This is a genomic window from Undibacterium sp. Ji22W, assembly GCF_049340305.1.
Taxonomy (GTDB): domain Bacteria; phylum Pseudomonadota; class Gammaproteobacteria; order Burkholderiales; family Burkholderiaceae_D; genus Undibacterium.
In genome coordinates, this window is sequence record NZ_JBMPOU010000002.1 from 1,151,329 (window position 1) to 1,171,942 (window position 20,614).

The window sequence follows — 20,614 nt, forward strand, 5'->3', positions numbered from 1 at the left end:
TTCAGACACGTGAGCGAAAAACTGAGTGCTAAACCTGCGCAATGCTTGCGTGGTTTAGCACGAATGTTTGTTCGTCGTGCGAGCAATTTATCCTATCCAAACTCATCAAAAAATACGGATCGAGGGATAGAGTCCTTGAGTTGCACCCTTGTTTCAAGTTGAGTCATTCTTATGAAGCGGGAGTCCAGCGGCGTAAAAGCCTGATGTACCTCAATAGCAGACGTTTGAATTGGGGGGTATTTGTATCACTAGCGCTATCACTAGCACTATCACTAGCACTTAATCGCGAGGCCTTATTTGCCGATATTGCAGGGAAGCGAGACTTCATCCTGGTTTAACTAGAACCTGGGGCGGCCACCTCGTCTTAGTCGACTACGTGCTCAAACAATTTCCAACGAATTTCATCGTCATGATGATCGCTGGAGTCACCAAACCAAATCTATATTTCAGACGAAAGCAGCTTGATGGTGGTCTGGTGTTGTTCCGGATGTAGTGTCGGGTTGGCTTAAAGATCTAAGGTAATCGAGGCGGTATGGGCTCGGGAGACACATACGCACATCAAATTATTTTGTCGTTGCTTGGCGTTGAGCGCATGGTCTCTATGCTCGACTTCACCGTCCAGCACTTTGACCGCACAGGTGCCACAATTACCGACGCCGCAATCGGAGAGCGTATCAATCCCCGCGTCGTTTAATGCTTGCAGCACGGTTTGATTGGCTTGAATCGGAATAACTTTATTCGAGCGTTTGAGTACGACATCGAAGCGACGATTGTCTGTCGTTTTTGTCGCGGAAAAATGTTCGTAATGAACTTGATCCTCAGCAAAGCCATAGCGACTCGCTGCCTTTATGACCGCATCAATCAGGCGACTCGGGCCGCACACATAGATGTCACTGCCTTTGTTGGTCTTTCGTAGTAATTCGTCGATGGCCAGACGTTGTCCTTGATCCGAAAAATAGCAATGCAATCGCGTGCCCAAGTCGCGGCGTAGGCGATCACCAAAGGCCATTTCGCCTTGCGATGCGGCCGCATAGTGCATCTCGAACGTTTTGCCGCTTGCCGCTAAGTTTTGCGCCATGGGTTTAATCGCGGTGATACCGATCCCGCCCGCGATTAAGAGAGCAGGTCGGGCGGTGCTTGATAAACGGAAATCATTCTTTGGTAGTTCGCAAAGCAGCAGGCTTCCCAATTGATAGTGTTGATGCACAAAGGCTGAGCCGCCTTCGCCCTGATCTTCGCGTAGCACGGCGATTTCGTAAATGTCGCGCCGCGCTGGATTGGAGGCGATCGAGTAATGACGTACCGCTGCCTGCCCGTTGCTTAAGATGACGGGAAGCTTAAGATGTGCCCCAGCCTCGACCTTGGGTAAATCAGCGCCTTGTGGATCACGCAATTCAATCGCGCGAATTGTTGGTGTCAATTGGCGGATACCGCTCACGACCAGACTCAAGGGGCCGTTGCCAAGACCAGCAGCAGGCACGGTCGCCGTGTTCGGCGTGTTGGCTGTTTTCGCAATGTCGTTAGACTTTTGTATTTGCTTGAGCTTGGCGATTTCTGCCTGCATGGGTGCCAGCAATTGTTCGATGTCCTCGTCGGTATAACGCGGCGTGATGTGTTGCGGACAATTCCAGTCCCACGCCTCGACTGTGATGATGAAAGCGCGCTCAATGCGAGCGCGATAGGCTGGCATTTCTAAGCGGGCGATGAGTTCGGGTGCTTCATGTTCGTGGACGATTTTGACGCGACCCCAAATCTTGATGCGTCTTTGTTCGCGATAGTCCATCAAGATCATGGCGATGCGTTCATTCGCTTGTAAATTGCCCACACTCAGATATTGGCGATTGCCGCTAAAGTCGGCGAAACCTATGGTGTTTTTGTCCAAGACTTTGAGAAAACCAATTGGTCCACCACGATGCTGTACGTATGGCCAACCGTCTTCGTTCACGGTCGCTTGGTAAAAGCTGTCACGTGCTTCGATGAATTCCGCTTCACGTAGTGTCAGATCACTGCGCGTGTCGTCCGCCAGCTCAAAGCCCATATTCGCCTCACGGCTGTGGTAACGGGTTTGCGCAGCTTTGACGCTAGGCGTGAAATTAATGGCGGCGAATGCACGTGGCATGTTGTTCTCCAAAAGGATTGGGATTTTGAACTCGGGTGTATCTTGAGAATGCAGTGTATCGATTGGCCATGTTTAAGAGAATCACCACTGAAAGCAATTGATTATCGCGGGAGACGACTAGATTCGTTGCCGTGCGGTTTCTTAGATCACAGATGATGGTGGTGAAAATTCCTAATAGGCGGTTTCATCTCATTAATATGCCATGTCATCCCTACTAGATTTTTTCATCACAAATCTATCTACTTCTATCCCATTTTGATTGTCGCTTGTGAAAGCAGATGGCACAGTTCGTTCTACTTTGTGCAGCCACCTGCGAGCTATCGCCGCGTTAAAAATCACAAGTAATGAATGGCAGCGGAACAACCTTGGAAAGTTCTCGATGAAAAGAATCAATGCGAAAAAAATGAATGCTAAGTCAGCCCTGCCATATCTATTCATCATTGGTTTCGGACTATCCATAGGCTACGTCGCACCTCGATTAGACAAGTGGTTGAAACCCGGCTATGTGGAGGGAAACTACGCTGAGTTCTTTCCGGATAAACAAACTCGCGTTGTCGTTTATGGCAGCGCAACCTGCACATTCTGTGCAAAAACCCGTGAATATTTTCAGCAAAATCGCATCGCGTTTTCCGACGTCGATGTCACAAACACCGCAATCAAACAAGAAAAATTGGCGCAGATCGGCATCGAATCGGTACCGGTCGTCTTGATCGGTAACAGAAAAATCCGCGGCTTTCATCCCGACCAGTTTGACGCCGCGTTAAAGCTGCTCCCGCGCCATTCTCCCTCTTAGGTTCACTGCCGATAGTGCGTAGAAGATTCTCACCTCGTATTCGTAACAAAGGGTTTGCGGAAAGGCGACGCATACTAGTTTCATTATTCGCCTCTTTACATTTGGAGATTCACATGAAGAAAATTGTTTTAAGACTGAGTGCTTTCATCTTGGCCGCGACTTGCAGTGCTGCTTTTGCCTATCCACCGCCATACTATTTCTGTAATAAAGAATGCTCATGGGAAGCACCAAAAGGATCGCCAGAATACAAAGAATGTATGACTATCTGTATGGCGACTTGGCCAGCATAAGCCTAGCTTACTAGGATGTATTGACCTAAGTCAGCAGGTCATTTTTTCCGACAGAGTCGGATTATTCATGACCTGCCGGCGATCCGGTCGAGTGTGTTCGTCAAACAGCACGAGGATTACGCGCCCAAATTCTCTCCCAGTAATGGTCGACTTGAAATAGATTTGCTGGCGAGCAAGCGATCAACAGCAGCATCAAGCCCCATTCGACATGATCGTGGAGCGCAGCGGGCATGTCTTGTAATACGCTGTAGTAGGCAACCACTGCCAAAATGTTGACTAACAAGAGACCAAAAGCAGCGAACTGTTTGAACATGCCAAGCACCAATAAGATGGGCAAAGCGAGCTCAGCCCCTGTCGCCAAATAGGCGGCGATCTCCGGCGACAAAAGCGGGACATGATATTCGTCGGTAAACAAGGAAACGGTCATTTCCCAATCGCGTAACTTGCTTAAACCCGACATGAAGAAGATCTTGCCGACATACAGTCGCATTAGCAGATCTGCCAATGGACGCAAGATTTGTAGGCGCTGTTGTAAGTGTAAAATCGGTTTTAGCATACTGAAACTTTGCTCACTTGTTCAGATCAAAATGCGGATCAGATTACAAATCTTTCGGCGCTTTGTTTTTGATCTCAGGCCAAGCTTGTCCTGCTTTGACGATATGACCTGGAACGTCTTCTAACCATTTCTTCTGGATGTCTTTGTTGACATTCAAATACAGTTTTCCATCGACCACGCGCCAAGCTTGTGGATCACCGTCGAGCTTCTTTTCCAAGACCACGCCCATGGCGCAGAAACCGCCGAACTGGGGTGCGTATTGCGCTGGATGAGCTTTAAATTTTTTCAAATTTTCTTTCGACGCAAAGCGGTAAGTCGCACCTTCAAAAGACTGTGTGTAAGCTGCTTTACCTAAAGTCGGTGTCTTTAACGTGAAGTAAGCGACTGGATCGTAGCCGTGCAAAGCTACGCCTTGTGTATCAAGATTGACTGCAGCGGTGGAGTTTTGATCCTGTGCTTGCGCTGTCAGCGGCGTGCCAACGGAAACAGCAAATGCCGCCAACAGAGTGGAAACCAAAATGGTGTGACGTAAAGTTGAGTGAAACATGGCGTATCCTTTTTAATCCATGAAATGGAGGAGTGGTTAAATGTTTTGGTTCGTTGGGCTCAATGAAAAATCTTCAATGAGCCTAGGACGATTACGCTAAAGCGATTTTTGGAAAATCGATTTCGACGCGGCTGGCTTTGCCCAAAATATTGGTCAGCAAATTCATGCCTACGTGAGTAATGATTTCGACGATATCGCCATCAGTGAAACCGGCATTGCGGGCTTCAATCAATTCTGCGGTGGTGATTTCACCTTTGTGTTCTGCTAAGGAACGCGCCAATTTCACAGCGATAGCGGCTTTTGCATCTTGGCTGCTGCCTGCGCGGTTTGCTGTGATTTCGTCGTTGCTCAAGCCCGCTTTTTTGCCCAAAGCAGTGTGCGCTGACAGGCAGTATTCGCAGGAACTTTGCTGCGCTAAAGCGAGGGCAATACGTTCACGTGTTAAAGGTTCCAAGCTACCTTCGTTCGCTACACCGTATAAGCCGAGGAAAGATTTCAAAGCAACAGGTGAGTTCGCAAAGATTTTCAAGAAATTAGGCACTACGCCCAATTGCGATTGGATCGCATCGAATAAAGCTTGTTGTTCTTGAGTGGCTGTTTCATTGGTGACGAGATTAATGCGACTCATGGTATTTCCTTTTCAATAAGTGAATGTCGATTTGTTTTGCATCGCTTCGATCCTGTATTCTGGTTGGTGTTCAGCGAATGCATGCATTGTGCCTATACTCATTGAAATGAAGAATACTCATGGATTACAATTGATTATTTCAATATTCGGAATAATTGTGGGGAGGCAAGCATATGGATAGGTTTCATCAAATTGCGGTCTATGTCGCCGTGGCTGAGGAAGAAAGCTTTGCTGCTGGGGCGCGCCGTCTGGGCATGTCGCCACCTGCAGTCACACGTGCGGTCGCAGCATTGGAAGAGAGTCTGGGAGTGAAATTACTCAATCGTACGACCCGCTTTGTCAGACCGACTGATGCCGGACAGCGCTATTTGGATGATGCTCGGCAGATTCTCGTCAAGGTGCAGGAAGCCGATGAAGCAGCAGCAGGGATTAATGCTGATCCTCGCGGCCATTTGACTGTGACCGCACCGGTTCTGTTTGGCAAAATATTTGTCATGCCACACATTGTGGAATTCTTGCAGCGCTATCCGGCGGTCGATGTGTCGGCCATGTTTTTAGACCGTGTTGTGAATATGATGGAAGAGGGCGTCGATGTCGGTGTGCGTATCGGCGCGCTGCCCGATTCCAGCATGCGTGCGCTACGAGTGGGGCAAGTGCGGCGCGTTTTGTGCGCCTCACCAGACTATTTGGCGCAGCATGGGATACCACAGACACCCGACAATTTGAAGCAGCATCATATCGTAGCCGCTGCGGGCGTGAGTCCTTCAGTCGAATGGAAATTTGGCGACAGCGATCACGCGGCTGCGATTCGTATCAAACCGCGCCTGACTGTCACCAGCAATGATGGTGCCATTGCTGCCGTGCTAAAGGGAGCCGGTATTACACGCCTCTTGTCCTATCAAGTGGCACGCGAATTGGAACAGGGCACATTGAAGACGGTATTGAGCGAATATGAATCAGCACCGCTGCCTATTCATATAGTGCACAGAGAAGGGCGGGACGGCTCAGCTAAGGTACGTAGCTTTGTTGATTTTATGGCGCAGGCTTTGCGCGCGCATTCGGCATTGCGTTGAAAACCTTGTCCTAGCTCCCACTGCTGCCTGGAATAATTTTCTTGACCGCGCTGCAAATTGATTTCGGCCCCTTCCCCTTCAAGGGGAAGGTTGGGATGGGTTACTGTTAATAACCGGTGCTGCTCGTTTTCACATTTTTCACCACATACACAAAGCGATCCGTTTTACCGCGCACGCTTGGTTCAAAAACCAGATTGGTTCTGGGATCAGCAGGATTACGTAACAAGTCACTCTGCTTCACGATTTCAAAACCAAAACCTGTGAGTGAGGTCTTCACAAATTCTTCATCAATGCGATGATTGTCTTGGGTCTGCGCAAGTTTGCTGCCGAGTGGTGCAGAATGGTCGATCACTAGCATCATGCCGTTAGGTTTGAGGGCTTTCTTGATTTGGCCCATCAAATCTTTGTCATCAATTTTCCAACCCGGTCCGACGTGATACATGTCGTGATAGCCCATCACGAAAAACACCGCATCCAGACTATTTTCTGCCAGACCTAATTGATCCACTTCGCGGTCATAGCGCACCACATTTTTCAACGAGCCATCGGCCAAGCGCGCTTCTAGATCTTTGCCGACGAAAGGCATGTAAGCCTTATTATTGTGTAATAGGACTTTACCTGTGGCACCCACTTGTTGCGACAGGAGTTCGCTGAAATAGCCATTGCCACCCAAAAGATCCAACACCGTCATGCCTTCTTTGATCGGCATTAAGGCAATTGTTTCGAGGGGCTTGCTGGTGACATCACGCACTTTATCAGCACTCGTACGATGTGCTTGGTTCAAGTCGATTTGTGCTGTTGCGATATTGCCGAAGCTGGCAAGACTGAGCGCGATGAAACATTGCAGAACTGTTTTTTTCATGTTGTCTCCATCTATATTTTTATGTGAATAGAAATTGTTAACTTATGTTGATAAGTCACAACTGACTACGACTTATTTTCGGCCGCAAGATCGAATTGTTGCGGCTTAACAGTTGTCTTCAAATGTTACGTTCCATGACAATGTTGGCTCTTGAATAAACTGGAATATTTAGGAACATAAGTACCTTAGCACAGTTAGATTAAGGTGCGTAGAATGCCCGTGGCACCAATATGCCGATTCGTCCACTTTGACGGCTCATGGTTGGCGCGGCTGTTTTCTTGCTGCTGTTTGGGCTTGGTCGTAGCTTATCAATGCACAGATTATTTAAGGCGGCGGTGATTCCACGCTAGTTCAAGCTATTCAATTTTCACTTTTAACTCGGTCTTACCTACCGCCAGATTACCAGCAAAATCTTTGGCAGTGATGCGTATCAGATAGTCGCCTGATGCCAGATCTTTGATATTCCAAAAATTGATAATCGCGTGGCCATCATGGATTTCATTCGTGATGTTGTAGAGGAATTTGGTCGCGGCATTGCCATGCACGGTGATGCCACTATTTTCGGCATACGCTACTTTGACCGCTTCTTCATCGGCAGGCAGATGATTGAAACGTATCGTCATTTTCGGCTTCTCAAATCCCGCCAAGGGCGTGCCATCGGCTTGCAGAATTTGATAACCGAGTTCGTATAAACCTAACCGGCGTCGAGCCATATTGCCATCCGCTTGATCAAAAGCATCCACGATGATGCTGACTTGTCCCAGGCTACGCGCCAGTTTCAGTGAACCACTTGTGGTGGCAACCTGCGGTATTGGCTCTGCGGTTTTCTTTTTTCCCTTGTTCGTCTTAGAATTTTTCGCTGCTGTAATCGGCTTCGGCTGAGCCGCTGGTTTGCCTAAAATTTTGCCATCTTTATCGGCGATATCGATGCGCGTGATCTGCGGCGCAACACTGTCCTGAAATCCCATAAAATTCAACGCCAAGGGATTGATCACATCACCTTGTGGTGCATAGTTCAAATGCACGTGGTACATGCTATTGACCGTGCCTATGGTTTCGCCGACATGGAAGCGCGTGCCACGCCGTATGCGCACTTGCTGCAATTTGCCTTGCGCGTCTTTGACGAATTGGAATTTTTGCGGATCTAGCGGCGCTTCCTTTAAGTTACGTCCGACTTTCATGTGGATATACGATAGCTTGTTCACGCGCATACCTTCATTGATTGTGGTGGCGCCCCAAGCTGGTACAGGCGAGCTGACTTTTTCTTCCTTGATTACAACGACAGCATCACCCATCGCCGCTTGCATATCAACGCCACGATGGAAATGGTCGCGACTTTCACCATCGTAGTTGCCGCGCACCTCGCCGATCGTACCGACCACTTCATGCGCTTTATCTTGCGGCAGCAAAGGCCAGAGTGATGGCTGAAGAATAGGGGCAACTGCTTCGACCAGTCTGACTGGTCTTGGTGTTTGTACTTCGGTATCACGTACGCCTTTGTGTTTGATCTGGTGCAGAATGTTTTTGGCGTTGTCACTGACGATTAGATTACCTTGCGCGTTGACCGCGAGTGCGACCGGATTGCTCATACGCGGACTAGTATCGTCGCCAGGAATGATGTCGATGTCCACACCCGTCAAACCACGACTTTTGCCATCAGGCGCGATTTGCATAATTCTGCCGTGCGACAGCTCACCGACATACAGGTAATCATCATGCGTGATCGTCAGTCCGACTGGACGACGCAGTAAGGCATCAAAATCTTTGGGATCGCTAGCGATCAAGGTACTGACTTGACCATTGATGTCGATTTTACGGACGGCGTTATTGCGAGTATCGGCAACAAAGAGTTCCCCCAGACTGTTCACGACCACGCTACTCGGTGTATCAAATAAGGCCGCGTTGCTAGCACCATCGAGAAAACCAGGCTGATTGCCGCCCGCGATGGTTTGCACCTGACCATCCGGCAGAATCACACGGATCTTGTCGTTGTAAGCATCAGCGACATACACTTTGCCATCTTTGCCGACGGCTACGCCGATAGGGGCATTAAATTGCGCCTGTGTAGCTGCGCCGTCGCGATATCCCGCCTGACCGTTTCCAGCAAGGGTAGAGACTTTGCCATTTGGGTCAATTTTACGGATCACATGATTGCCGGTATCGGCAACGTAAAGATTGCCTTTTTGATCGATGGCTAAGCCAGACGGCGTATTGAATTTGGCAGCGGTGACGTTTCCGTCTTTTTGGTCATTGTTTTGCGCATTATCTAGGTAACCTTCTTCACCACCCGCAAAGACGGTGGCAACACCTGCTTTATTGATTTTTAAGATGCGGTTATGCTCGCCCGCATCGGCAAGGTAGAGATTGCCTTGCCGATCGATGGCGATACCAAACGGATCGCTGAACGCGGGGTCGGGCAGGATAGTCGTCGCACTGGGGGCTTCAAAGTACGCGCTATCTGTGAACAAGGATACTTCCGCTTCCCAATCAAAATTGGTCGCCAAAGGCTTTTTTTTCAACAGCGGGATAGCAGGGCGCGTTGCTTCAGGTTGCAACCACCAATACGCAGAAAATGATAAACCGGAAACGATCAGGGCAGTAGACAGTATCAGAACAGAACGACGTTGCATGAGTGAGTGAAAAAAACGATAGAAGGGACGCGCAGCATAACAAGTTCGGCGCAACTTGCAAGCCTTGTTCGTGTTTAGTTTGATGACAACTGTGCCAGATTCCGCATCAGAATCGCACAAATCTACGCAGGCTGGGGCGAAACAAAACTATAGATATATTTAAATTAAACTTCTTGGCATAATCACTGTCTTAGCTTTTCCGCTGCTTGCAGCGCATGCCGCCATCGTTAAGTTCATCCCTCTCGGACAATTACTATGAAAAAAATGCACCGTGTACTTACCAAGCTCCCCGCCAACACATTAGCCTTTGCTCAACCACGTTTGCTGGCATTGGCCTTAGCCGCCGCCTTTAGCGGGTTTGCTTTCGCGCAAAATTCCACCATGAGTCCTGAGAAAACCTCTGAGAAATCAGTGCCGATTTTCTTTAACGGCCAAGCGCAAATCGTGCCTGGCTTCCAAGATAAAGCTAAATGGATTAAGCAAGAGTTGTGGGTAGAAACAGAATTCGATAGCGATGGTGATGGCAAAAAAGATCGCGTGCATGTTGCTGTTACGCGTCCTGTACAAACCGACACCGAAGGCTTGAAAGTCGCGGTGGTGTATGAATCTTCACCGTATTTCGCGGGCACCATGAAGAATCAAAAGATGTGGGACGTCAAACATGAACTTGGCGAAGCATCGCCGCCACGCCCGGTGAATGAACAAGCGAAATTCATCCCAGTACGCCCAGAAATTTCCAAAACTGAAATCGATACCTGGCTGCCACGTGGCTTTGCCGTCGTGCATTCTGAAGCACCAGGGACTGGTTTATCACAAGGCTGCCCCACCGTTGGCGGCGCACCAGAAGAGCTGGCTCCAAAAGCGGTGATTGATTGGTTGAATGGTCGCGCTAAGGGCTATACCTCCCTCGATGGCAATGTCGAAGTGCAAGCCACTTGGGCGACCGGCAAAGTCGGCATGACAGGTACCTCTTACAACGGCACGATCCCACTCGCTGCCGCCACTACGGGTGTCGCAGGCCTAGAAGCGATCATTCCGATTGCACCTAACACTTCTTACTATCACTACTACCGAAGCAATGGCTTAGTGCGTCATCCGGGTGGTTATCTGGGTGAAGACATCGATCAATTGTATGACTTTATTTATAGCGGTGCGCCAGAGAAACGCGACTATTGCAACGCCACCATACGCGATGGCTTGTATCCCGCCAAGTTTGATCGCAAACATGGTGACTACAATGACTTTTGGGCAGAGCGCGATTTACTAACCAAGATCAAAGGTGTGAAAGCAGCGACGTTACTCGCACATGGTCAGCAAGACTGGAACGTCGTGCCTGAACATACGATCCGTATCTATGACGCACTTAAAAAGCAGGGCGTTGCAACGCAACTCTACTTGCATCAAGGTGGTCACGGTGGCGGCACACCACCGCTAGAAATGCGTAATCGCTGGTTCTCACATTATCTGTACGGAATCGATAACGGCGTAGAACGCGATGCGCGTGCCATGATCGTCCGCGAAGGTGCTGAACGCGGTACTCCACCAACCCCGTATCTGGACTATCCAAATCCCGAAGCTAGTGCTGTGAATTTGTACTTGGCTGCAGGCGGCAATAGCGCTGGCATGCTGAGTTTGCAATCGTCCAGTAAAGCAAAGACAGAAAAACTCATCGACGATGTGCAATACAAAGGCGGCGTCTTAGTCAAGGCCGAGCAATCACCACATCGCTTACTGTACGCCACACCCGAACTCAGCGAAGCTTTGCATTTGTCCGGCACACCAACGATTAAAATCCGCGTCGCCGCCAATAAACCCGCCGCCAATTTATCGGTCTGGTTGGTCACCTTGCCATTCGATGACAAAGTCGTCGGCTCGAATGGGCAAGTTGGTGTCGTCACCCGTGGCTGGGCAGACCCGCAAAATTATCGTTCATTAACCAAGCCAGGCAACTACGATTCAAAGTTACCCGGCACGCCTTTAGTGCCCGGCAAATTTGTGGATCTGACGTTCGACTTACAACCTATGGACAGAGTGATTCCCGCAGGTAAGCGCTTGGCGTTGATGATTATGTCCAGCGATCAGGATTTCACTTTGTGGCCGAAAGCGGGCACAGAGCTGAGCGTTGATTTGAAGCAGACTTCGTTGATACTGCCGGTAGTCGGTGGGGTAGATGCTTTGAAAAAAGGCGTGGGTAACTAGTTCTGTCAGACCTAAAACGTCGGCGTGTAATCTCTATAGATGAGATGTTGTAGACCAACCCTCTCTCGCTTGCGGGAGAGGGCTAGGGGCGCAGATAGGCTATCGATCAGCCTGCTGATCGACAGCGTAGTAAACTCGCATAGCAAGCGCAGGCAGTTCAGGTTTGAATAATAAACGTCCATGTGAACAGTAAGTGAGAAACCCTGCAACATGAAACCGCCCAAACCAAGCACACTAGAAAAATTGCCTGGATTAGGCCCCAAATCCAGCGCCATGCTGCAGCAAATCGGTATCGATACCGCGGCTAAATTATGCGCAGCAGATCCTTATCTTTTATATCGACAACTTAAACAAACATTTCCCTCCACTAGCTTGAACATGCTCTACGCGATCATGGGCGCGCAAGAAAATCGTCATTGGCAAGAGATCAAACGAGAGCGGCGTCTAGCCATTTTGTTGCGATTGGAGGAGTTGGATAGAAGTTAGCTGGATTTGAAGCAAGCTCCTAGGTGCTAAGCTGTGTTTTCATTCGTCATGTAGGGCGGGTACAATCCGCGCTGCAGCAGAGGCTAGACGTTATTTCTTCTCAATCGTATCTACCAAAGTCCAAGCAAATTCACTAATTTCCAAGCGCTAGCTAGCGTGGGCCGCATCCGGTCACATGGCGGTAGCCAGCCCAGTTCGAGCCCGAAAAAGTCGCATTATCATGAATCGGTCATGCAACTCCATTGGTAGACAGTTTTGTAAATTTCTTCGTTTTGAATGAGTAACGAACGCGCCAGAAAGATGAACCTCCATCCTCCACGACCACTGGCGAATGACGCCACGAATCAGAATCTCTAGTGAGTATTTCCGCAAAGCCACTGACGAGTGCAAATCGCTCGCCATTGATGGTGATTGCCACAAGTTGTAGGCGCGTAGTGCCCAGTTTTTTGTAAATGTCTGGTCTGGTCGACTTTATGTGCGCTGGAAGTGTCGATAAGATCTCTTCGATGTCGACTTCGGAACACGAAGAGATTTTGACATGCTTTGGGATGTTGAAATCGAAAGAGAAAATATCGGCAAGTGACTTGGCAGATTCGGTTTCAAGCACCGCAATATTGTTTTTGCTGAGAATTCTCTCAGAGGAACCTTGAGCAAAAACAGCGAGTGTCAGTGTGACATTCGCGATAAAGAATAGAAGGAATTTGCGCATAGTAGTTGCTTCATTTCGACTTACTAGCGAGAACGTGGGCAACGATAGCGTTTGCATGACCGTGGCCCAATCCGTGTTCAGACTTGAGCCATGCAACCATTTCCATGTGTTTCATGTCCTGAAGTTTTTCGACGAGCCCCAACCAATGATCGATGGGCTGTCCGTACTTCTTTTCGATCGATGGGAAGTACGACGCTGGGCCTTTCACTTTTGGTTCAGTTGGCATGATGTGCTCCGTTGGGTTAGAGATGTTTATGTCGGGGGCAGGTATAAGACATGTAGGTCGGACGCTACGACTTGATATGAATTACTTTTTAAGTTCCTGCACTAAATATTTTCCATTCCACTGAGTAGGCTGTTGTATCTTATCGTCATTGTTATCATAGTAAAGCTCAACCAACATTTGATTGTCTTTAAAAGTGACTTTACCTAAATAGTTGTAGGAGCCACTTTTTACTGGTATTTCATTTCCAAGAACTTCACCTGATATTCTAGGTAGTATTAAGGTTTCTGATACCGGTGAAGTTCCGCGAAACATCAATGAAATTGGGTCATGAGCCATATTTTCTCGTTTGCCACTAAGAGTTAATTCATACCTTTCTCCGACCACACTAAAGGTTGCGATTGGGTTGTTTGAATTAGAGACACAGCCCGAAAAAAGAAAACAAAGTATTAAAAGTAATTTACGCATTTAAATTTACCTAGCGAGAATTCTTAACGCCAGGCTGACTCACGTGTAGCGTGAGAGTCGAGCTCTGTGTAATCGCAAACGACTGTGGACTAAAAGTATATTTCATTCATCGCCTTTAACAACGTTAATGTAATGGGACAATCAACTGAGTCTGGAAGAACTGCATCGATACCGCATTTCGGGCAAATGGCAGTTTTTCCTGCTCCACGCGGACAGTCTTCTGGTTCTTCAATCCATTCTTCAATCTCAGCGGTACTGAATATGTTCATACAGTGAAAGCAGCCACATTTGTTGCTCGCTTTGACTGCTTCTTCATGCCATCCGCAAAACGCATGTAATTTATTGAAATCAACGAACATATCGGCAGTCACACATGATTAGAATCGGCGACATTATGTCGCAAAATGATTTAGGGTGATGCAAAGCACCTCGCATCACATCTCTAGAAAGCAGCATGATTATAGACGGTTAGAAACGCATGACAGCATGCATGCTACTGACATTTTACAAAAGTGCCGTTCATCTAAGATAGTCATTCTATCCGGCGGGCTATTTCATTTCTGCCTGAAGCGAAACGTCCTCATTTTAGACTGCCTGAAATTTGATTGAAACTACGCAGAGAGATTTGAAGGTTTGATTTTTATAGGAAACCTAGTGAGGGTACTGGGTTAGCCTTCAATGCGTAGCCTGTGACGATACCAACTATTCATTTCCGTGTGGCCTATGTCAATAGTTTAGAATCGGTTTCTTTTGGATGATTGGATCATACTATGCCAGCTCGAATGTTTTTTTGATTGCTAGTCTTAGCCTGGCGTTCGGTAGCAATGTGACGCGGGCGCAGGAAGTCGCTGCCTCGAGTAAACCTGTGGTCGCGGAGTCAGCGTCCTCGACCGTCGAACAAAATGCCGAGCAATCAATTGAAATTAGTAATACGAAAAACCCCGAGTGGAAATCCTATCGGTCTATGCTCAAAGGATTGGATGCATTTGATCGCTTTCATGCCAAAGCACCATTGGCCGAGGCGAAATTTGTCGTCAGACCAAGAGCCCAGGGGCTGTCGATGGAAGGTCTGACCCTACATGTAAAGTCCGACCATAGTTCGCTCGCCATTCCTTTGACTGAAGGTGGCTATTTTGTGTTACCGCGCGATGCGCAGGCAGATGCTGACGATGCCGATCTGATGCTCAATCGAAAGAAAAAACTATACCGCTGGCAGCCCGCAATTCGTACGCCAGGATTGCCGAGCGATCAATTGCGCCTAGGCGACCTGAGATTAGCCTGTGAAATGGAATGGGCCATGGAAAAAGACGGCGCGCCGTTTGTGTTCAGAATGTTCCTCAACGCGATAGGTGGTTTTTGTCGCTCTGGCAAATTGACTGTCAGTATTCCCACCCCTTATCTTGGTGCGCAGAGTGTCGCGCTCGTGCTCGCCGATCGTCGCATAAATCTGCCACTCAACGCAGGTAAATATAGTTTTGTCCTGCCAGTTCACGATCAAACCTACAGTGACGACACTATGATTGAGATTATTTACGACGAGCCTAGCGTCAATTTGCGCAAACCTAATTTGGCGACAATCAATATCGGTTTTTGATGTGCTCCGCGATGTAGGGCGAGTGTGACCTGCGCCGTGGTCGAAACGTACCTGATGCATTCACTAGGATTTATCTAACACGGCACAATCAAGGTTTGATAATTCTTAAGCGTTCCTCAACGCAGGTTGCATCCGGTCTACATGGCTAGTTTACTGATATTGCATGCGAGAATAATCATAAACAGGATCTAGCCAATGTGGGAGAACAACATCCACGTTGCGACCAATCACATAAATTGGCCAATAAAATCTAAAGGTCGCTAAATCTAACGCCCGAACAGATGAGTACTCCCAACCCTTCGGAGAATGACAATGCCAATACACGGCAGAGAATGAAGCCATGTAGAAAATAAGCGTTATGACGATTAGTTTTAGGAATTTCATTACTTTGACGCCTTAATTGAGCCGACTGGCAAAGCGGGTTCGGCTTGAATGAATTGTCAGCTGCCGCCAGCGTTGACTGTGACAACGATATTTGCGGGCGCTGGCAACAACTTGGGATTACCCTCAGCGATCGTGCACTTAACGGCAAGCTTATGCGCAGACACCCAAGCTACTTTCATCTCGGGTTTGCAATAGCCGGCAAATACAAGAGTGGAAGTTGACCAACGTGGCATCTGTCGGTGACGCAAGAATACTCCTTGGCCGTAGGGTGCTGCCGAGTCTCCCTCGGAGAGCGAACGAACTTGGGCTACATATAGACCGGGAGAAGCTTGCGCACTCTCACTTCCCAGTGGTGCGTGCTCTAAGTCCCACATCTTCTCGCGTGCGCTGACCCAGACAAAGGCTGCAAGGCAACCAGCTATTGCAAGTAAAACTAATCCATTGATAGCTTTCATAGACAGCTAACGCCGAGATGAAGGGATAGCCTTCGTGGATAAAATAGAGCGGAAATTTTCATTTGCGATTCTCTACCGATCGTCCAGTTAAATATCACAATGAATTATCCCTAATTTCAATGAGCATCCAACCTTTAGCGAGACGTTTGAACTTAAATTCAAAAGCGTAGATATCTGAATCTGGCACATTGAACAAGACAGAACACTGATTAATTTTTGTAGATTTGAATTTCTTTGAAACTTTCAGTTTTCGTTGCTCGACTATTGAAGGAAATCGCTCGAACTTATCGACTTCATGTTTCCGAACCAGCACCTCCTGCATTTTAAGGTATTCGTCGTCATGATCAATACTGCGATAAATCAATGGGAATTTAGTCTGTGATAACTGCAGGCTTGGATTGACTTCAAATCGATGAAGGAATGAATAAAAACTTGGGTGGCACGAGGCCGCAGCATCCATCGACGTGAAAATAGTAACGAAGAAAAATGGCAGTAGTTGGCGCATCTGTGATATTTAAGGTTAAGCTGATCGGAACTGCGCACAATGTGCGGCATCCGAAAAGCAGACGGTTGAAAAAAATACGGATTCCGACATGGCAAAGTGCGTAGTTTCCGAATCGAGTGTCATGTCAAATACAATTCTGACTTTGTCTCAGACGCTATCAGCTTTCGCAAGCTACAATAATTTGCATGGAAAGTACCACTGGGCTTCCATTTTTTGTGATCAGCAATTCCATGGTTTTCCCGTTCCAAATAGACGTGGTGATCAGAGATCAACCAAGTCTGTCCAACCATAAATTGAGGTTCTTCAAGGTCGCACGAAGTAGATCCCCCAAATTGTACTTGAATCGTTTCCGCCATTGGACCCGCTATTCTTCTACGCACGTGAAATTCGACCGTCGCCACGACCAAAGGAGCGTTCTTTCCATCACTGCTATTTGTGAATGTTATTGCGACTACTTGACCTTCAAATATGTGCGCATAAGATTTCACTGCTTCAGGAACCTGCGGCTTCGAGCAGCCACAACATAGCGCTGCTTCGGATGAGAATAAAAAGAAAATTAATGTAGCAATTCTCAACATGGCATTTAAAGTTAAATTGAGGTAAGCCGCACGACGCTGCTCACTTAATAGTAAAACAATATCACGGCTTCATCCTCGAACGTCCAGTTATGCATTCACGACCAAAATTTCCATTTAAATTTTTTTGATTGTGATGTTTCGTAGACTAGCCGCATAACCTTCCCTTTGCATCCAAATTTTGATTTGGAATAAACGACATGAATCTTTTCTTCTGCGTTTGCACCGACTGTATTTCCGTCACGAATCACAGGTCCATTTTCAATCACGTAACTACATAGCGTTAAAAAACGTTCTCTTAGTTCACCTGGTGTTTCTGGGCAATTATCAGTTTCGAACTCCATATGACCTAGGGCATCCATGCCTGTCGTGAAACCTGATGTAAGTCCGTTTTCATTGCTGCCAACTCGAAAATCAACCCAAATATGGAGTGGCGGTTCATTTGGAAGAATTTCAACGGCAAAGTCATTGAAAATCGCCTTTGGTATCAACAATGTTGCATTGCCCCAGTAAACTCCCAATGCTGTAGCGGTAGCATGTATTGTCGCGGCAGTAACTTGCGTCAGAATCTTTGATAATTCGATCGGTTCTAGCTCACCTTTAACGGTAACAATAATATGCGCCTTATGTGCCTTAACGGCAATTTCTGCATCTTTCCACAATATGCTGGTCGCACATGGTCCTTCGAGATCTGACCAAGGAAATGGCGCTGGCATAATTCCCAAAGCTACTTGTGAACCACCGATATCGAACGCAATAGATCCTTCACTGGCAGAAAAATTATTAACGGCTGGGAGATCTGGCCAATTCGTGGCAACAAAGTCTTGAATGTCGGACTCAGACGGCTCAGCTTGTTCACTGAGAAGAATAAATGATAGTGCTAAAGGCATATTTTCCTATGAGTTACATTGATGCATAACGCAACGGTGAGCGGATGGCCGCACACACAATTATTGAGTACCACGCTCCATCACGACGAGTCTGCTCGACCATCCTGTTAGCGATGATCATACTGTGTGATAAAACGAAAGAACATATTGCATTTTTTCATCTCCATCTAGCAATAAGCCACGGCTTGCAAAAGAACACTTTTCCTTTCCCTTCATTTCGACTAGCCCAGAACCCATGTAGCCGAAAAATACTTCGCGTTTTTTTCATATATGCTTTCAACAGAAATAGAGATGCTTTCGTGTTCTGTTCATATGTAGGATGAGTAGTTTTTACAAATGGTATCCAAGAATCGCTAGGTACGCGCTCATAATCAACGGCCACGTCAAATTCTCGACAACCCTGTAACAATTCAACTCGGCTATCTGACTGAATAAAATGAAACGAGAATTTTCCCTTCGATTCACTAAATCGAGTTAATTTTCCGATTACATAGTCTCCTCCAGCAAAAACGGGACTTGCAATCACGCCCAAAATCAGAAGTACTAATATCCTCATTTTCGTTGGCCGCAACGGTTGAGCTGAGCGGCGTGCACGCCGACGTGAGAACTTGGCACTTTATCTATCACGCGTCCGCTCCACGTTCGATGACGCCGCACGAAGGAAGTAAATACCCGAATGATTCTGCTGCAACGTCAAGGTCGCTCCGGAATCGTTCTTCCGCGAGAGCGTCAAATCATGTGTCGCACCGACCTCGAATCTTTGCAGGTCGCCCGCATCAGGCGAATACATGATCCGCGGCATTTCAGCGCAAGGGACGAAGACTTCAATTTCAGTCGACACAAGGTTTTGTGGCCCTGCAAGAACTAGGTACTTGGCTAGGCTGCCGACGTGAAGATACCCGCATCCTGCCTGCGGTTCGATTGAGATGAGGCGCGCCGTGATCACTACTTCTGCGGCCTTCGCCGTCATCGAAGTACTGAAAAGTGCTCCAACGAGCACGGCCTTAGCGACACTGCTTGGGATTCGCATGACGCCTGCGGCCTAACGCTGAGCTGACGAGATCGCCGCCAGCGGATTAAATAAGAAAGCTATCGTCATTTGCGATTCGCAGTCGAGCGTCGAGTTAAATTGGATTGTGCTCATTAAACCAACCTCGTTTATGTAGAAGAAAAATCGCAGTGCGTATCGCCGCTTCAGTGATCTCGGGAACCACGATCATGAACGGTTCCGCGACAAATGGCAAACCTTGTGCTACTTCCGCCTCTAGATCCTGCGCCAACCGAATTGGATCGTAGAAGAAAAGCGGGTATTTCCGCCCATCTTCTAATTCAACAGTCACACCGTTGTACCACCCCTTATACGGCACTTCAAACGCAACGAGATCCTCGAAAGGTTCGCGAAAGTGGAGCTTAGGAAATACCGTCGAGGTCATTTTTTAAATTTAACGCAGAGGTGCCGGGATCGCCGCCACCATAAAATTAATAAATAGAGAAATTGCCATCGGCGATTCCCCGCCGACCGTCCTGTTAAAGAGCTGACTCATATAAGTACACGACTTTTGGAAGATAACGATAAGAGGACATGGCGAATTCGTGCTCTTCGTACTTCACGCGCACTGGTTGCCCACATATTCTGCAGCAGAAATCACAGTAATTAATCTCATATGGAACGGCTGGTCCGCTCTCTTGATCCATCGCTTTGCGAATAGCGAAAGTGAATTGAGGAGGTTCTTTAACTTTAAGATTGAACTGCGTAATGTCATCGCAATGTGCGCACCAATAAGTGGGAATGTTCGCGAACACCGGTGCATTGCTCCAGCGGTCGGCGGTCAAACCAACCAATACATCTTCGGGCTTTCTAATCGAAATGGACGGCATAGCTCTTTAACGATTGAGTTGAGAGGCGCGCGCCTCGGAAATATAAATCGAGGTAAAGCAATCTCGCGCGCTCGTCTCGAACGATTTGTTAAATATCAGGCTGGACGTCATTTGGCCCGCTACAGATGAATGCATTCGATTACTTGCATCAGGCGGTGTCATCGGCCATTCCTTTATTCTTCACTATTTCGAGATAGCGAATCAGCCCTTTTTTAAGATCACCATCTTCAATTGAAAACACATCATCGATATTTGGAGAACGTATTCGTGCAGCATTAAATACTAATTGCCCGAGCCGTAAATCTGGCTCATGGCGCCAAACTTCGCTAAGCAATTCAACAATGTCGTCTATTCGAGCCGGATCTCTCATTTTTGATATTTAACTAGATATAGGCGACACAATGTCGCATAACAATTTAACGTGACGCATAACACTTTTCCTTAAATCTTTCGAAACACGCATGAATACTCACTCTTAGAAAAATGCGACAGATTTCAAGGTACTAAAAATTTTTTCAAAAGCGACGTTCAATAAAAGGTGTCATTCTATCAAGTCATCTCACCGCGTCAAGCAAACAATATGAAGTTCTCGACCGCGATGTTAGCCATTAAGCACATCGACAATCGTACGTCGCGTTTTGTGTCACAGCAGAAAATTGATCCGCACCAAATCAAGTCACTCGTCTTGTAGCCTCAATCCGTCCCCAATTTCTCTCACTTGATCCCAAGGCAGATGCTTTTATCCCTAAG

At 47.5% G+C, this 20,614-nt stretch carries 20 protein-coding genes; 6 read left to right on the plus strand and 14 right to left on the minus strand.

Annotated features, from left to right (window positions below; translation table 11 throughout):
* Window positions 1-505: 505 nt before the first annotated feature.
* Window positions 506-2,119 carry a 2Fe-2S iron-sulfur cluster-binding protein gene (locus ACO0KW_RS11715; RefSeq protein ID WP_423053253.1) on the minus strand — a complete coding sequence of 538 codons (1,614 nt, stop codon included), beginning with the start codon at window positions 2,117-2,119 and terminating at the stop codon, window positions 506-508.
* Window positions 2,120-2,498: 379 nt separating this feature from the next.
* On the opposite strand from ACO0KW_RS11715, the gene ACO0KW_RS11720 reads away from it, so the two are divergent.
* Complete coding sequence (locus ACO0KW_RS11720; RefSeq protein ID WP_423053254.1) at window positions 2,499-2,912, plus strand: glutaredoxin family protein; 414 nt, start codon at window positions 2,499-2,501, stop codon at window positions 2,910-2,912.
* Window positions 2,913-3,025: 113 nt separating this feature from the next.
* Window positions 3,026-3,202 carry a hypothetical protein gene (locus ACO0KW_RS11725; RefSeq protein ID WP_423053255.1) on the plus strand — a complete coding sequence of 59 codons (177 nt, stop codon included), beginning with the start codon at window positions 3,026-3,028 and terminating at the stop codon, window positions 3,200-3,202.
* Between the two features lie 100 nt (window positions 3,203-3,302).
* Here the strand turns inward: ACO0KW_RS11725 and ACO0KW_RS11730 are convergent, their stop codons facing one another.
* From ACO0KW_RS11730 to ACO0KW_RS11740, 3 genes are all read right to left on the minus strand, one after another.
* Entirely contained in the window at window positions 3,303-3,758 is a 456-nt protein-coding gene (locus tag ACO0KW_RS11730) for a DoxX family protein (RefSeq protein ID WP_423053256.1), read from the minus strand.
* A gap of 43 nt (window positions 3,759-3,801) precedes the next feature.
* Entirely contained in the window at window positions 3,802-4,305 is a 504-nt protein-coding gene (locus ACO0KW_RS11735; RefSeq protein ID WP_423053257.1) for a YHS domain-containing (seleno)protein, read from the minus strand.
* Between the two features lie 91 nt (window positions 4,306-4,396).
* Window positions 4,397-4,933, minus strand: coding sequence for a carboxymuconolactone decarboxylase family protein (locus ACO0KW_RS11740; protein ID WP_423053258.1), 537 nt, complete (start codon window positions 4,931-4,933; stop codon window positions 4,397-4,399).
* Window positions 4,934-5,106: 173 nt separating this feature from the next.
* Between ACO0KW_RS11740 and ACO0KW_RS11745 the strand changes: the two genes are divergently transcribed.
* Window positions 5,107-6,006: a LysR family transcriptional regulator gene (locus ACO0KW_RS11745; RefSeq protein WP_423053259.1), complete on the plus strand. Its 900-nt coding sequence runs from the start codon at window positions 5,107-5,109 to the stop codon at window positions 6,004-6,006.
* 106 nt (window positions 6,007-6,112) lie between these two features.
* Here ACO0KW_RS11745 and ACO0KW_RS11750 read toward each other — a convergent pair whose 3' ends face one another.
* The gene (locus ACO0KW_RS11750) at window positions 6,113-6,868 is read right to left on the minus strand and encodes a class I SAM-dependent methyltransferase (protein ID WP_423053260.1); all 756 of its coding nucleotides are present in this window, start codon (window positions 6,866-6,868) and stop codon (window positions 6,113-6,115) included.
* Between the two features lie 356 nt (window positions 6,869-7,224).
* On the minus strand, window positions 7,225-9,498 hold the full coding sequence (locus tag ACO0KW_RS11755) for an NHL repeat-containing protein (RefSeq protein ID WP_423053261.1): 2,274 nt from the start codon (window positions 9,496-9,498) through the stop codon (window positions 7,225-7,227).
* 255 nt (window positions 9,499-9,753) lie between these two features.
* Here ACO0KW_RS11755 and ACO0KW_RS11760 point away from each other — a divergent pair, with 255 nt between their 5' ends.
* Both ACO0KW_RS11760 and ACO0KW_RS11765 read left to right on the plus strand, forming a co-directional pair.
* Window positions 9,754-11,697, plus strand: coding sequence for a Xaa-Pro dipeptidyl-peptidase (locus ACO0KW_RS11760; RefSeq protein ID WP_423053262.1), 1,944 nt, complete (start codon window positions 9,754-9,756; stop codon window positions 11,695-11,697).
* Window positions 11,698-11,907: 210 nt separating this feature from the next.
* The gene (locus ACO0KW_RS11765) at window positions 11,908-12,183 is read left to right on the plus strand and encodes a TfoX/Sxy family DNA transformation protein (protein WP_423053263.1); all 276 of its coding nucleotides are present in this window, start codon (window positions 11,908-11,910) and stop codon (window positions 12,181-12,183) included.
* 229 nt (window positions 12,184-12,412) lie between these two features.
* Here the strand turns inward: ACO0KW_RS11765 and ACO0KW_RS11770 are convergent, their stop codons facing one another.
* The 3 genes from ACO0KW_RS11770 to ACO0KW_RS11780 form a co-directional block, all read right to left on the minus strand.
* Window positions 12,413-12,892, minus strand: coding sequence for a hypothetical protein (locus ACO0KW_RS11770; RefSeq protein WP_423053264.1), 480 nt, complete (start codon window positions 12,890-12,892; stop codon window positions 12,413-12,415).
* Between the two features lie 10 nt (window positions 12,893-12,902).
* Window positions 12,903-13,118: a DUF4287 domain-containing protein gene (locus ACO0KW_RS11775; protein ID WP_423053265.1), complete on the minus strand. Its 216-nt coding sequence runs from the start codon at window positions 13,116-13,118 to the stop codon at window positions 12,903-12,905.
* 81 nt (window positions 13,119-13,199) lie between these two features.
* Entirely contained in the window at window positions 13,200-13,583 is a 384-nt protein-coding gene (locus tag ACO0KW_RS11780; RefSeq protein WP_423053266.1) for a hypothetical protein, read from the minus strand.
* Between the two features lie 790 nt (window positions 13,584-14,373).
* Here ACO0KW_RS11780 and ACO0KW_RS11785 point away from each other — a divergent pair.
* Entirely contained in the window at window positions 14,374-15,177 is an 804-nt protein-coding gene (locus ACO0KW_RS11785) for a hypothetical protein (protein WP_423053267.1), read from the plus strand.
* A 440-nt stretch (window positions 15,178-15,617) separates the two neighbouring features.
* On the opposite strand, the gene ACO0KW_RS11790 is transcribed toward ACO0KW_RS11785, so the two are convergent.
* The 5 genes from ACO0KW_RS11790 to ACO0KW_RS11810 all read right to left on the minus strand — a co-directional run bounded on the left by ACO0KW_RS11790 (window position 15,618) and on the right by ACO0KW_RS11810 (window position 20,234).
* A complete protein-coding gene (locus ACO0KW_RS11790) occupies window positions 15,618-16,016 on the minus strand; it encodes a hypothetical protein (protein ID WP_423053268.1) in 399 nt (132 codons plus the stop codon).
* Window positions 16,017-17,194: 1,178 nt separating this feature from the next.
* Window positions 17,195-17,986, minus strand: coding sequence for a DUF4261 domain-containing protein (locus ACO0KW_RS11795; RefSeq protein WP_423053269.1), 792 nt, complete (start codon window positions 17,984-17,986; stop codon window positions 17,195-17,197).
* 616 nt (window positions 17,987-18,602) lie between these two features.
* Complete coding sequence (locus ACO0KW_RS11800; protein WP_423053270.1) at window positions 18,603-19,016, minus strand: hypothetical protein; 414 nt, start codon at window positions 19,014-19,016, stop codon at window positions 18,603-18,605.
* A 94-nt stretch (window positions 19,017-19,110) separates the two neighbouring features.
* Window positions 19,111-19,419: a hypothetical protein gene (locus ACO0KW_RS11805; RefSeq protein WP_423053271.1), complete on the minus strand. Its 309-nt coding sequence runs from the start codon at window positions 19,417-19,419 to the stop codon at window positions 19,111-19,113.
* Between the two features lie 593 nt (window positions 19,420-20,012).
* The gene (locus ACO0KW_RS11810; protein WP_423053272.1) at window positions 20,013-20,234 is read right to left on the minus strand and encodes a hypothetical protein; all 222 of its coding nucleotides are present in this window, start codon (window positions 20,232-20,234) and stop codon (window positions 20,013-20,015) included.
* Window positions 20,235-20,614 lie beyond the last annotated feature (380 nt).

What these genes read in the sequence shown, in the direction of transcription:
- ACO0KW_RS11715 (WP_423053253.1), bottom strand. Translation starts at nt 2,119, where the DNA reads ATGCCACGTGCATTCGCCGCCATTAATTTCACGCCTAGCGTCAAAGCT.
- ACO0KW_RS11720 (WP_423053254.1), top strand. Translation starts at nt 2,499, where the DNA reads ATGAAAAGAATCAATGCGAAAAAAATGAATGCTAAGTCAGCCCTGCCA.
- ACO0KW_RS11725 (WP_423053255.1), top strand. Translation starts at nt 3,026, where the DNA reads ATGAAGAAAATTGTTTTAAGACTGAGTGCTTTCATCTTGGCCGCGACT.
- ACO0KW_RS11730 (WP_423053256.1), bottom strand. Translation starts at nt 3,758, where the DNA reads ATGCTAAAACCGATTTTACACTTACAACAGCGCCTACAAATCTTGCGT.
- ACO0KW_RS11735 (WP_423053257.1), bottom strand. Translation starts at nt 4,305, where the DNA reads ATGTTTCACTCAACTTTACGTCACACCATTTTGGTTTCCACTCTGTTG.
- ACO0KW_RS11740 (WP_423053258.1), bottom strand. Translation starts at nt 4,933, where the DNA reads ATGAGTCGCATTAATCTCGTCACCAATGAAACAGCCACTCAAGAACAA.
- ACO0KW_RS11745 (WP_423053259.1), top strand. Translation starts at nt 5,107, where the DNA reads ATGGATAGGTTTCATCAAATTGCGGTCTATGTCGCCGTGGCTGAGGAA.
- ACO0KW_RS11750 (WP_423053260.1), bottom strand. Translation starts at nt 6,868, where the DNA reads ATGAAAAAAACAGTTCTGCAATGTTTCATCGCGCTCAGTCTTGCCAGC.
- ACO0KW_RS11755 (WP_423053261.1), bottom strand. Translation starts at nt 9,498, where the DNA reads ATGCAACGTCGTTCTGTTCTGATACTGTCTACTGCCCTGATCGTTTCC.
- ACO0KW_RS11760 (WP_423053262.1), top strand. Translation starts at nt 9,754, where the DNA reads ATGAAAAAAATGCACCGTGTACTTACCAAGCTCCCCGCCAACACATTA.
- ACO0KW_RS11765 (WP_423053263.1), top strand. Translation starts at nt 11,908, where the DNA reads ATGAAACCGCCCAAACCAAGCACACTAGAAAAATTGCCTGGATTAGGC.
- ACO0KW_RS11770 (WP_423053264.1), bottom strand. Translation starts at nt 12,892, where the DNA reads ATGCGCAAATTCCTTCTATTCTTTATCGCGAATGTCACACTGACACTC.
- ACO0KW_RS11775 (WP_423053265.1), bottom strand. Translation starts at nt 13,118, where the DNA reads ATGCCAACTGAACCAAAAGTGAAAGGCCCAGCGTCGTACTTCCCATCG.
- ACO0KW_RS11780 (WP_423053266.1), bottom strand. Translation starts at nt 13,583, where the DNA reads ATGCGTAAATTACTTTTAATACTTTGTTTTCTTTTTTCGGGCTGTGTC.
- ACO0KW_RS11790 (WP_423053268.1), bottom strand. Translation starts at nt 16,016, where the DNA reads ATGAAAGCTATCAATGGATTAGTTTTACTTGCAATAGCTGGTTGCCTT.
- ACO0KW_RS11795 (WP_423053269.1), bottom strand. Translation starts at nt 17,986, where the DNA reads ATGCCTTTAGCACTATCATTTATTCTTCTCAGTGAACAAGCTGAGCCG.
- ACO0KW_RS11800 (WP_423053270.1), bottom strand. Translation starts at nt 19,016, where the DNA reads ATGCGAATCCCAAGCAGTGTCGCTAAGGCCGTGCTCGTTGGAGCACTT.
- ACO0KW_RS11805 (WP_423053271.1), bottom strand. Translation starts at nt 19,419, where the DNA reads ATGACCTCGACGGTATTTCCTAAGCTCCACTTTCGCGAACCTTTCGAG.
- ACO0KW_RS11810 (WP_423053272.1), bottom strand. Translation starts at nt 20,234, where the DNA reads ATGAGAGATCCGGCTCGAATAGACGACATTGTTGAATTGCTTAGCGAA.